Annotated in this window: 7 protein-coding genes and 1 pseudogene; 2 read left to right on the forward strand and 6 right to left on the reverse strand. The window is 43.8% G+C overall.

All coding sequences use genetic code 11. The annotated features are described in order from the left end of the window. Positions 1–425: 425 nt before the first annotated feature. The 3 genes from CIK89_RS12595 to CIK89_RS12605 form a co-directional block, all read right to left on the reverse strand. Entirely contained in the window at positions 426–1,436 is a 1,011-nt protein-coding gene (locus tag CIK89_RS12595; protein WP_094391708.1) for an acyltransferase, read from the reverse strand. 37 nt (positions 1,437–1,473) lie between these two features. Beyond that, entirely contained in the window at positions 1,474–1,806 is a 333-nt protein-coding gene (locus CIK89_RS12600; RefSeq protein WP_094391715.1) for a heavy metal-binding domain-containing protein, read from the reverse strand. Positions 1,807–1,915: 109 nt separating this feature from the next. Then, positions 1,916–4,102 carry an outer membrane beta-barrel family protein gene (locus tag CIK89_RS12605; RefSeq protein WP_158215032.1) on the reverse strand — a complete coding sequence of 729 codons (2,187 nt, stop codon included), beginning with the start codon at positions 4,100–4,102 and terminating at the stop codon, positions 1,916–1,918. 186 nt (positions 4,103–4,288) lie between these two features. Here CIK89_RS12605 and CIK89_RS12610 point away from each other — a divergent pair, with 186 nt between their 5' ends. Further along, a complete protein-coding gene (locus CIK89_RS12610) occupies positions 4,289–5,254 on the forward strand; it encodes a LytTR family DNA-binding domain-containing protein (protein ID WP_158215033.1) in 966 nt (321 codons plus the stop codon). Positions 5,255–6,300: 1,046 nt separating this feature from the next. Further along, on the forward strand, positions 6,301–8,673 hold the full coding sequence (locus tag CIK89_RS12615) for an outer membrane beta-barrel protein (RefSeq protein WP_094391711.1): 2,373 nt from the start codon (positions 6,301–6,303) through the stop codon (positions 8,671–8,673). 603 nt (positions 8,674–9,276) lie between these two features. On the opposite strand, the gene CIK89_RS12625 is transcribed toward CIK89_RS12615, so the two are convergent. The 3 genes and pseudogenes from CIK89_RS12625 to CIK89_RS12635 all read right to left on the reverse strand — a co-directional run bounded on the left by CIK89_RS12625 (position 9,277) and on the right by CIK89_RS12635 (position 11,924). Further along, positions 9,277–10,335 (reverse strand): YhcG family protein, encoded by a 1,059-nt coding sequence (locus CIK89_RS12625; protein WP_094391713.1) that lies wholly within the window; start codon positions 10,333–10,335, stop codon positions 9,277–9,279. 435 nt (positions 10,336–10,770) lie between these two features. Next, entirely contained in the window at positions 10,771–11,559 is a 789-nt protein-coding gene (locus CIK89_RS12630; RefSeq protein WP_144007179.1) for an immunoglobulin-like domain-containing protein, read from the reverse strand. 156 nt (positions 11,560–11,715) lie between these two features. After that, positions 11,716–11,924, reverse strand: a pseudogene (locus tag CIK89_RS12635) (helix-turn-helix domain-containing protein). Positions 11,925–12,556 lie beyond the last annotated feature (632 nt).

Here is a 12,556-nt window from a genome sequence, read left to right on the forward strand (position 1 = left end):
AAGATTTACCTATGGTTTGTTTTGTCGTGACTCAGCATAGTGAAAGCGAACGTTTTCGTTAAGCCAGATGAGCAGAATAAAGCTCGCTTTAATTCTGCCATGGCGAGAAAAGGTGCCATGAAATGGAGCTCTCACTCTGTCTTCGCTACTCCAAAACATCTAGCCTTCAGGCTACCCCAAAAAATACCGTTTCCCAAAACTGTTATCTGTTATCTGTTATTTGTAACGCAAAAAATTCATTTTGGGAAACTGTCAACTGTCAAACTGTAACGCTTGGTGTGAATTGGCATGGTCTAAGAAAACAGAAACCTGTCCTCGTGTTTTAAGAATCCGAAACCTATTTTTGCTTTTCAAAAACTGTAATACTGTAAGCTGTAAGAATTATAAGTCATGATGTCAATGACCTGTCCCTGTGACATCGTCATTCATAAAACCCTTTTCACTCCCGGCAACAGGCGCAATAACCATGTGAAGGCGAATGACAATACAGTTGAGACAACACCGACGAACATAAACTTGCCAAAGGCTCCCATCCATACACCATCAAACATATTCTGAATACAAATCATCAACGGCAAATGGACAATGTATGCCCCATAGCTCTGGGCCGAAAGCCACGAGAGTGCTTTATTGCCCATATTGACTTTCTCGCGGAACAGCCATAACAAGCCAAAACTGATGAAAACGCACATCAGCGACTCATAGATTCCAAACCATTGCCAAACGAAATCATTCCACTCACCGTCTTGTCGGACATAGTTTCCTATAGCCAATGCTCCACCTATCAACAATGCCACAACACCCGTCGTCTTGGTCATCTTGTCGAGCCAGTCAAATCGATAGGCAAGTATGCCCAATACAAACATCATGACATACTGAAGATAGTGGGCAGGTTCAAATGTCCATATACTAAGACTAATCCAATGATCTTGTGGACTCTCCTGACGAATGAAATAACTACCGATGCCCATAACCAATGCTGCTATAAACAGTCCTATTAGCGTCGGTCGTGAGTCGCAGTCTTTAGATATTGCCGGGCATCTTTTCCTGACTACGGCATAGAAGAAGCTGAATATCAAAAGACTTTCCACAAACCACATGTGGGCTATCTCGACTTTTCCTGTAGCGGATGTCAAAAGACCACCCATCAACAACAATGGAACTCCGAGACGAAGTATTTTCTTCCTGACAAAGGTGCCAAATCCCTGCCTGTCATAACTGCCAGTTATAAAATACCCTGATATGAAGAAATACAACCCCATGAAGAACGCAGCATTAGTAGAGAAGAAATGCCATATCCAAGGCATCACCTCCGCAGGATTTGAAGGAGTATATCCCCACTCGCCACCGTCACCATACGCTTGTCCCGCATGATGGAATATAACCAAGAAGGTCAATGCCACCTTCAGATTATCAAGATAATTCAGTCGTACCATAATACTAGGTAAGTATGCTTGTGTAATCGTGTATCAGTTATTCAACAAACGAAGATATCACTACTGCAGTACCGCTTGCCGTCACCATCAGCATCGAACCGTTGGCCCCGAGAGCCTCATAGTCGAGATCGACACCTACGACGGCATTGGCTCCCATCATCTGTGCACGCTCCTGCATCTCGCGCAATGCTATGTCCTTGGCCTCGCGCAATACGCTCTCGTATGAGCCACTGCGTCCGCCTACGATATCGCGGATGCCGGCAAAGAAGTCCTTCACGAAGTTGGCGCCAATGATGGTTTCACCAGTCACCAAACCCTTATACTCTCTAATTGGATGCCCCTCAATAGTGGGCGTTGTTGTTACTATCATAATCATCTCGTTTTAAAATGTGAAACAAATATTTTTTTATTCATTAGACGATAAACGTCAACGATTTACTACAAAATAATGATGTCAATGACCTGTCCCTGTGACATCTTTACATGCGCTTGATTGCCGCTTCGCCTGCACTTTTGCCCTTATACTTGCTCTTGGTGGCATTGAAGGCATAGCGCACCGACAGTGCCACACGATGGAAACTGTAGTTGCCGCGTCCCTCTCCAAATACGTCGCCTTGCTTCAGCGTATAGTTGCCGAGGTCGATAACCGCATCCTGCTTTGCCGTGTTGAATATGTCGCAGAATGAGAGGCGTACCACGAGCGACTTGTCCTTTAGGAATGATTTCTGCACTGCGGCAGTCAAGTTCCAATATGCCTGCAGCAGGCGCACGTTGCGGTAGTGGGCTTTGCTATAGAACTGCGAGTTGAGTTCCAACTGCCAGTCGTGTTTCAGTCTGAAGGCATTGTCACTGTTGAATATCAGCATCGGTTTGTCGTAAGTGACATGGCGCTTGCCTGTTGCCTCGCGCGGGTCGTCGAGATTAAACGAGAGCCACTGCTTCTGCACTCCCACTGTATTGCTCGTGGTCCACACTCCCACTGTGGGAGATAAGTTCACGAAGGCACAGAACACGTCGATAGGACGGTCGAAGTTCACCATGCCAATCATAACCACTCCATTGTCGTCGTAGGGCGATGTCCAGTCGTATATGGCATCCTTGATATGCAGGTAGTTGACATTGAAGGCTATCCATTTCCATCGTCCCGAGAGGTCGAGGGTGTGGCGTATCTCGTTTTCCAACAGAGGATTACCCGTCTGCAGTGTGTATTTGCTGCCATAGTCGATTTCGCTTCTCAACTGATAGTATGACGGGCGTGTGGTCTTTACGCCATAGCTTAGTTGCATCTCCACGGTTCCGAGGCGAGTGCCGAAAGATAACGAGGGGAAGAAATCGTCATGATTTCTCTTCACCGAGCGCGATGGGTCGGTCTTATCATCGAAGTCGAATGCCACATGCTCATATCTCATTCCGAGAGTCAACATTCCTGCCTTGGGTATCATGATGCCATATTCGAAGAAAGCGGCATAGTTCTGCTCGTTCACATTCGACATCCTATCGAAGATATTATCCACACCGCTGATGCGATAGTCATTGTCGCGACACACGGTGGTCATTTCACCACCCAACTGCAGTTTGCCTGTCCAAAGAGGATGTTCGGCAATAAGTCGCGCGGCAAAGAGGTGGCTCTTGTTCTCGGTCATCGACTCCACGGTGCGCATACCCGACATTGCCTGCTCGTTGACATGATTGTCATTCTTGTCACATTGCGAGTAGTAATCCACATTGGCGTCAATACCCCATTTGCCTATCTTTCCATTGTAATATGCATTGACGAGCATTGTATTCGGATTCTTGTATTTGATGTCGCTCTCCGACTTTAGGTAATCCTCCTTCACACCATTGCGCAGCACGTCTTCCTCCATCGCAAACCAGTAGCGGTTTTTCAACCATATACCTCTCTCCAACTTCACTCCAATGAAGTTGTCATCGTCAAATTGCCAGTTGACTCCGGCGTTGAAGAACATACGCGAAAATTTCTGGTCGGATTGGGTATAACCGGTTTGGGTATGGGAAACAATTGAGTTTGTATTCTGCTTGAGGTATGTGTTCTGCTCGAGCAGAGACCTATAACCATCGAGATAGTCGTTTTGGAATGTCACACCGCCGAAGAAGTCAAGTCCCTCATGACGATAGTTGAGATTGAGGGTGGACGTCAGGTTGTTGTTGCCCGATTTCAATGCCTGTTCATCGCTCACGTCAAATCGTCCACTGAGCCCCTCGCCCTGCTGACGACGCGTCTTTATCTTCACCACGGCGTTCACCGAGGCATCGTATGCAGCTCCCGGACTATTTACTACCTCCACCTCACGTATATCCTGACTTCTCAATCTTTTCAGTTCCTCAAGGTCCTGCACCTTTCGTCCATTAATATAATAAATAGGTGAACCCTTTCCTATCACCTGCAACTGACCACCCATACGCATCATACCAGGCACACGCGAGAGCATGTCCTCAACCGAACCCGCCGACTCCAATGGCGAACCCACAATGCGAGTGACCATCGCACCGTTTCTCATCTTTGTTCGCGGAGCAGTGGATTTCACCACAAACTCCTGTAGGTTGAGCAAGTAGTCAACCGAATCTTTCTTCTCCGTCTGGGCCATGGCTGTTGCCACTCCCAACATTGCGGCGAGTGCCGCCAAACATAATTTCAATGTCGTCATATCTTTGTTCATTAAAAATTTTCCGTTGCAAAGTTACGTTGGATATTTGGATTCTGCAATGGCGTGGGATATAAGGCAGAGGAAATGGGATATTACGTCTTCCATTCGTCACATATCCCTACCATTTGTCCCAAATATGTGGAAATATGGGATAAATGGTGTATCTTTGCAATCGTTTTTGAAATTATGACGATGATGAAAAGACGATTAAAAGAACCAATAAACATCCGCATCATTCACGAAAGCGTGTATGCCGGCATATTCGTATTCCTTTTGTTATGGCTCACCATGCCATTCAATGTCGAGACTATCCACGAAGGTCGCCCTCTGTTCTTCCTCGCACAGAGTGTCATCACCATTGCGGTCAGTATGATAACCTGTATATTCACTGCCCACATTCTCCACATGCCCATGGACCCCAAGTTGCCGCTCAACACTGTCCATCGCAACTCTATCGTCAACTATCTTATCAATATCCCCATCCTCGCCCTCGCACTCACTCTCTTCGGGGGATTCTTCTTCTACAATAATCCCATCGAACCCTGGTGGTACGACGAACAATTTCACCTTGATTATTTCTTTGACTACATATACTACGTCTCAGCCACATGCATATTCTTGTATATCGGCACCTACGTGCGCAACCGCAACTGGCATCTGCGCCATCAGCTCGAAGAGGTGCGCACCATCAATGCCCTGCTTGAGGAACGGCAGAAAGCCATTGCCGAACAGACAGAAAAGGAGGATGAAACAAGCGACAATACTCCCTGCGAGGAAGTGCGCCAGTGCCACCTCGTGGGAGCCACGGGCAACAGCACACTCATTCTTCCTCCCTCTAATATAATATATGTAGAGTCGATGTCCAACTATGCCAATATATGTTATATGGAATCAGACGAGGTGCGCCACAAGATGATGCGAATCACGCTCAAGCAGATTATGGAGAGTATTGGCAGCGAACCGTTTATGGTGCAGTGTCATCGCGCCTTCATCGTCAATCTCAACTTCGTCGTGTCGATGTCTAATCGCAACTCTGCCTATCAGCTGCAGATATTCGGTACAGACAAACCCATCCCCGTATCGCGCAACAACACCTCTGTGGTAAAGGAAAAGTTATTATTGAACACAGAGACTCAGAGGCACAGAGAATAATAATAAGTTACTCGACTTTCTGAAGTGATAATCTGTGATAATTAAAATATCTTTGATATTTAAAAATCTGTGATAATCTGTGGACAAAAAAGACTCAGAGCATAGTCAGGTTTTTCAGACCACAGATTAGCACAGATTGGCACAGATTAAGAGCCAAAGGCTCTGATTAGGTTGATTATTGATTGATGATGATTGATTATAATCTGTGACACAACTTTCGGAAGTTATTTTAAACCCCTTATACATTGTGTCACTTCAGAAAGTTGAGTAAGTTATCAAAAGATACATAGATAGTATTAAAGGACTTGTCGCCAGAACTGTCCGACACTGACTTTTGACATGACTTGAATCAGGAGTAACGACACCTCATCGAATGGTTCACTTCATGCACCTTTTCTCGCCATGGCAATGACTGAGCAAGCTCATCATTGCTCATCTGGCTTAACGAAAACGTTCGTTTTCCAAAAGATTTTTTTCAAGGCTCTTTATCATCATCGGATCTTAACGGAACTTAAACAGATTTCTTGCGAAGCAACATCTTAAAAAAGATTTCCTCCAAAGATTTACCTATGGTTTGTTTTGTCGTGACTCAGCATAGTGAAAGCGAACGTTTTCGTTAAGCCAGATGAGCAGAATAAAGCTCGCTTTAATTCTGCCATGGCGAGAAAAGGTGCCATGAAATGGAGCTCTCACTCTGTCTTCGCTACTCCAAAACATCTAGCCTTCAGGCTACCCCAAAAAATACCGTTTCCCAAAACTGTTATCTGTTATCTGTTATTTGTAACGCAAAAAATTCATTTTGGGAAACTGTCAACTGTCAAACTGTAACGTCTGGTGTGAATTGGCATGGTCCAAGAAACAGGAACCTGTCCTCGTGTTTTAAGAATCCGAAACCTATTTTTCCTTTTCAATAACTGTAATACTGTAAGCTGTAAGAATTATAAGTCATGATGTCAATGACCTGTCCCTGTGACATCAAAATGCGAGACCTTGCAACCAAACATGATTTCATCGCGTCAAATAAGCGAATATAAAACTTATCAATCATGAAAAGAGTAACAACATGTATCATTATCTTATTGGCAACAATATGCCAACTGAGTGCACAGAATCTTATTGGAAGAGTAACTGACGAGGAAGGACAACCGATGGAGTTTGCCACAGTTTCACTCCGTTCCCTTCCCGACTCTTCCATCGTGGCAGGATGCATAACTGACGCGAAGGGACAGTTCTGCATCGAAAGAAAGAATGCGGGCGACTTCATACAGATTTCCTCCATAGGATATAGAACGAAGAACCTGCCAGTTTCTGCATTCACTACATCACAGACAATCAAGATGCAGATTGAAGCTAGCTTGCTGAATGAAATCGTTGTCAGCAAGACTCGTCCGAAGACAAAGCTCCTAGGCGATGCTGTGGTAACTACCATCGAGGGGTCGATACTTGAACATGCGGGCAATTCGCTTGAGGTGCTTGCCAAAGTGCCTGGAATGATTACCAAGAACGGTAGTCTGGAAGTGATTGGACGTGGCACACCTGTATATTATATAAATGGAAGAAAGGTGAACGACGACTCTGAGCTCCGCAACCTTATGTCGGAAGACATCAAGTCGATAGACGTGGTAAGCAATCCCGGTGCCGAATATGGCGGCGAGGTGAGATGTGTAGTGCGCATCCGCACTGTAAAGCGACAGGGAGATGGTTTCAGTTATGCGCTTACGAGTCAGGCTCAGCAACACATATACGACAATCATGATTTCGACCCGTCATGGTCGGTTCTCGACCTCAACTATCGTACAGGCGGTTGGGATATCATTGGGAAACTTGTCTATTACAATCAGCACAGCTATCAGATAAGTGACAAAATGAGTGGTAACACATTCGTCAAGATGCCTGATGGCAGCGTGAAGCATAACCTGATGGAAGGTCCTTTCGCTTTCAATGGTCACAATAGCGGAATAAGCGGCGATCTCGGATTGAACTGGCAGATTAATGAGAACCATTCTCTTGGAATGAAGATGAACTATGGCGGAATGCTGTTTGGTAATCAAGATAACGTCTTTGAGGACAATGTATATGCAAACGACGAGCTGATTGACATTGTTCATTCCACATCCCATACCACCACACCTTCTTCTCACACCTTTACAGGCAATATCTACTACGATGGGAATATCAATAAACTGCATGTGAATTTCAATGCGGACTTCAGCAACTCGGGCTACAAAAAGGAAACTAACGTGAACGAAAACAGTCAGAACGACCCTGCATTCATTGAGAACTTATCCGATGGAGTAGCACGAATGGGCGCAGGAAAACTTGTACTATCCTACCCCATCTGGAAAGGATTGTTTAAGATTGGAACAGAGGAGACATACGTCACCGCAAAGCAGGAATACAATTCTACCAAGACGGAGATTCCTTCGTCGAAAGCTAAGATTACCGAGAACAACATCTCTGGCTTTGCTGAATATGCCTTACCTTTCAAGTATGTGCAGGTAGTGGCTGGCATAAGATATGAGCATGTTGATTTCGAATACACCAACGAATGTAGCCCGAAGGATAATATCAGCAGGACACATAACAACTGGTTTCCTTCATTCAACGCATCAACCAAGATTGGTCCTGTAAGTGTAAATCTTGGATATACCACAAAAATCAAGCGACCACGATATGACCAGCTAAGTACAGAGCTTCAGTACAACAACCGGTTCATGTATCAGACGGGCGACCCTACGCTTCTTAACGAGATACAGAACACACTCTCGCTTAATGCCAACTGGCGATGGCTCACTCTTACCGGAGCATACGAAGTGGTTGACAATGCCATCTACCAGCTCGGCTATCCATACGACGATGACTGCACTGCTATGGTAAAGTATTCCAACGCAAAGGAGACTGTCCGCAAACTCAACATCTATCTCAATGCATCACCAACCTTTGGCATATGGAATCCACGCTACACCGCAGGTATGGAGAAACAGTACTTCAATACAACCGTTATCGACCCGCGTGAATCAACAGGTACGCGTGTAGTCAAGCGTAACGACCCGATGTTCTTTGTTCAGGCAAACAACTCATTCAAGTTGAAGCAGGGATGGCTGATTGATCTTGACTATCAATACACATCGCCCTTTGACTACGTGATGTACAAGTTTACCAAACCGAAACATAGTCTTAATCTTGCAGTCAGCAAGTCGTTTCTCAAGCACGATGCACTCAACGTCCGTCTTGCATGGAATGACATCCTAAACAAGACAAAGGAACACGTATGCACCGACTATGGCAACTTCATCCACAGCCAGAACAATGATTACAATTCTCCATGCGTCCAGCTTCGCCTCTCTTATCGTTTCAATACGGCAAACAGCAAGTATAAGGGAACTGGTGCTGGAGCAGATGCAAAGAGCAGGTTATAGAAAACTGCCAAACTGTAACGTCTGGTGTGAATTGGCATGGTCTAAGAAACAGAAACCTGTCCTCGTGTTTTAAGAATCCGAAACCTATTTTTCCTTTTCAATAACTGTAATACTGTAAGCTGTAAGAATTATAAGTCATGATGTCAATGACCTGTCACTGTGACATCTACCAGTGTATTATTCTTGATGTCGTTGACCTGTCCCTGTGACATTTCATTTTAATAACATTGTTTTTTACTTTTATGTGATTTTACATTTACGTCTATGTTGCATATTCAAAATTATAAATAAACATTGAGCCTTGCAAGCCTACCGCATAGTTAAGCGTTTTACCTCCTGATTTCCATATATGTTAACCTTGATGACATTCGTCATCGAGCCTATCCTTGGTATCGTCTTGATGACATTCGTCATCGAGCCTATAGACATAGCAAAGCCTTCCAAAGATGCCCGAAAGCACCTCTGGAAGGCTTTGTATCTATCTATAATTATGCGAGTTACGCTGCGCGCAATACACCCCCTAAAACGGTGGGTATCAGCACGTTAGAACTCTTTTTAAGACTAAGAGATATGTTATATGAATGGCTGAGTGTCATTTTACGCTTATTTGTTCTCTATTTGATGTTCGCGTGCAATGGCGATGGCTCGTTGTAGGCGGTCAGCAAGTAACTCCTTCGATGGGAGCTCGGTGTAGTACTGCGCAACGCGAATGTCGCTATCATCGTCAAGCATGAAATACTGAATGTGTTCCGTGTTGCCTTCGCTGCAGAGGATAAGACCGATTGGTTCTTCCTCCCAGGGTTTTCGGTCGTTCTTGTTCAAGTATCGCAGATACAGTCGCATCTGTCCTTCGTATGCTGGCTTGAACTTGCCAAGCTTGAGATCGATCGCCACAAGACGACGCAAACCGCGATGGAAGAAGAGGAGGTCGATGAAGTAGTCCTCGGAATCTACGGTGATGCGCTTCTGGCGATCCACGAAGGTAAAGTCACTGCCCAGTTCCTTGATAAACTCAAGCAACTGGTTGAGGATGCTGTTCTCAAGGTCTTTCTCTGAGAAAACATCGGGCAACCCCAGCATATCCAGGAAGTACGTGCTGCGGAAGACTATATCTGGGTTCAGTGTGTCCTCTTCCCTCAGTTCCTTGAGCTCACGCCTTATCACTTCCTCTGGACGCTGGCTGATGGCTGTTCGCTGATATAGCTGACTGTCTATTTTCTCGTCGAGCGTACGGGTGTCCCAATGCTCTATACGACACATCTCCATGTAGAATTGACGTTCGAGAGAATCTTTGAGTGACATTAGAGAGCGTAGATGCGTCCAAGTCAATTGGGTACGCGCTGCGTACATAATGTCATCCTCCGAAAAAAGGTACGCACTGCGTACACAATGTTTCAGTTTCTCAGTTCCCCATCCTGTGCCATACCTTTCAGTCAGTTTTACTGACAGGTTCTTGAGTATCTGCTTGCCATATTCTGCACGCTGATTGTAAAGTACATCTTCCTTGATGCGCTTACCAACATGCCAGTTCATCAAGCACGCTTCTACATTGACGTAAGTTGCCACATGCCGCCTTGCCTGATCTATTATAAGGCATACGTCATTGAAGAGAACTGCACTTTCTGGCTGTTGCAGTATTTGGAGGTTATTGTCTGTGCCCATTGAATTTCTTCATGATTTTCATCAAACTTTTAAAGTGCAAAATTATAAAATAATTTCGACATAGCCATCCTTTAGCCACCAGAAAATATGATTTTTTATATAAGTTTAATACGTTAAATATTCACCTTTTCGTATCTAATCAGAATCCATACGGTCACTTTTCTACCGTTTAGAGCGTATAATACTGATAATCAACTAATAATAGATACTTCTTCTGTAATACTATAAGCTGTAAGGATTGTAACGCAAAAAATTCGTTTTCAGAAACTGTCAACTGTCAAACTGTAACGCCTGGTGTGAATTAGCGTTGTCCAAGAAACAGTCCCTGTCCTCGCGAAACCTATTTTTCCTTTCCGAAAACTGTAATACTGTAAGCTGTAAGAATTGTAAGTCATGATGTCAATGACCTGTCCCTGTGACATCGTTTCTTTTTATTTACTTCAACTCAAAGGTTGCCATGAAAGGCACCTTCTCACCATCTATGCTATCCTCATAAAAAAAGCGGTAAACGCCTGGTTTGTTGGGAAGAATATCGGGAAAAAGATGGGCAGTAATGGTGCCGCTTTGACCATCGTTTAAAACATGACCGATGGCCGTGAACGAGCAATCGGTGGGCACAACAAACCAATTGCCATCCGCTCCTTGGGCTGTGATGCTATAGGCATCGCCATACACAAATTCCTCGCCACTATGGTTGGTAATCGTGAATCTGATTTCCGTGGTGCCCAATGGATAGGAAGGCTTCTCCGCCTTGAGGGAGATGCCTTGGTAGGTGCTCACGCCTTCCCTGTTGTCGATGATAGGGTCCAACTTGCCCTCAAACCTGATGGCGGGCGAGTTGTAAATCTGCCTACGAAACTCCAGCTGCTTCTCCTTCGTGTTCCAACGGAGCGCAACATCAATGGAGTTGGATCCCATTCCAAATCCAACAACATTTCGCAAGGCCGGGGTCTTGTCTTCCGACAGGAACTTCCGCTCAAGTATCCGCATAATGGCGTTCAGTTCCCTATGCGAATATTTACGCGCCGAAGCCTTGCGATAGGTTCTCTTCTTGCTCTTGACAACTCTCTTTTTGCTAATGGCAACCCTCTTTTTGCCAACAGTTGCCACTTTCTTTTGCTGAATGGCCATTGATGGGTTGCAAGCAGCACAAGTGGTTTGCATTGAAAGGAACATTGTCAATCCTAATATTATTGCATTGAGGAGTTTTGGCTTCAGTCTCATAGTTATCAGCAATTAATAATTTAACATGTAGAGAGATATGAACTCTTATAGTATATTTCTTTTCTTATGAGAAAAGTTCAATTTATTTTGCAAATACTATATTTTAGTTTATCCACAAAATGATGCTATGATATTATTTTGTCTCTCATAATCTCTTCAATCATTGCGTTCCTTTTTGTCCGTGATAAGTTCTTTCATATCCACAGACAAGAACTGTGCAATTTCAAGAACGTTGTAAGGTTGGGTTGAGAACGGTTGCATACGTAAGCATTGACCGTACTGAAACTCCTTCCTAACTTCTTTGCAAGCCATGTTTGGCTTATCCCTTTGTCCTCTAAGACTGCTCTTATGCGATTTAACTTCATGTTTTTATCGTTTTTACGCTACAAAAATAATATTTTATCGTGATAATCCATCCAAATCCCTTGAATATCTGCTGTATTCCGTCGTAATTTAGACAAAATAGAAATATAATCTGCAAAAATGGGACTAAGCAATTGATTTCCCAACATGGCAAGATACATATATGCGTTCATAAATATTTGTTCTATTTGCCATGTTCTTAAAATGTCAAAATCGGAAATTTATCATTGTTTTCAGTGTTAATTTATGTTTTCTCATGCTTTCATTTTGGGGTTTCTTGATTTTGTTGTTCCTAATTTGTTTCTTTCGTCATTTTACCATTCCAATTAGTATTGATTATCGGTACATTACGAGCAATCAGTAAGATTTCAAGAAGAAGATAATGAGTAGGTACAATCACAGAATCTTCCCTGTTTTTTTCTTTTCCAAAACTGTTATCTGTTATCTGTTATCTGTTATTTGTAACGCAAAAATTCGTTTTTGGAAACTGTCAACTGTCAACTGTAACGCTTGGGATTGATGATATTGACCTGTCATGTGACATGATGAAAAATAAACCCCAAAAAATTTGGAACATATCATTATTATTCGTATATTTGCAACGTACAATGGTACAAATACAGAAATTAATTTC

Source organism: Prevotella sp. P4-119, from assembly GCF_002251345.1.
Taxonomy (GTDB): Bacteria; Bacteroidota; Bacteroidia; order Bacteroidales; family Bacteroidaceae; genus Prevotella.

What these genes read in the sequence shown, in the direction of transcription:
- CIK89_RS12605 (WP_158215032.1), bottom strand. Translation starts at nt 4,102, where the DNA reads ATGACGACATTGAAATTATGTTTGGCGGCACTCGCCGCAATGTTGGGA.
- CIK89_RS12600 (WP_094391715.1), bottom strand. Translation starts at nt 1,806, where the DNA reads ATGATAGTAACAACAACGCCCACTATTGAGGGGCATCCAATTAGAGAG.
- CIK89_RS12625 (WP_094391713.1), bottom strand. Translation starts at nt 10,335, where the DNA reads ATGGGCACAGACAATAACCTCCAAATACTGCAACAGCCAGAAAGTGCA.
- CIK89_RS12595 (WP_094391708.1), bottom strand. Translation starts at nt 1,436, where the DNA reads ATGGTACGACTGAATTATCTTGATAATCTGAAGGTGGCATTGACCTTC.
- CIK89_RS12615 (WP_094391711.1), top strand. Translation starts at nt 6,301, where the DNA reads ATGAAAAGAGTAACAACATGTATCATTATCTTATTGGCAACAATATGC.
- CIK89_RS12610 (WP_158215033.1), top strand. Translation starts at nt 4,289, where the DNA reads ATGACGATGATGAAAAGACGATTAAAAGAACCAATAAACATCCGCATC.
- CIK89_RS12630 (WP_144007179.1), bottom strand. Translation starts at nt 11,559, where the DNA reads ATGAGACTGAAGCCAAAACTCCTCAATGCAATAATATTAGGATTGACA.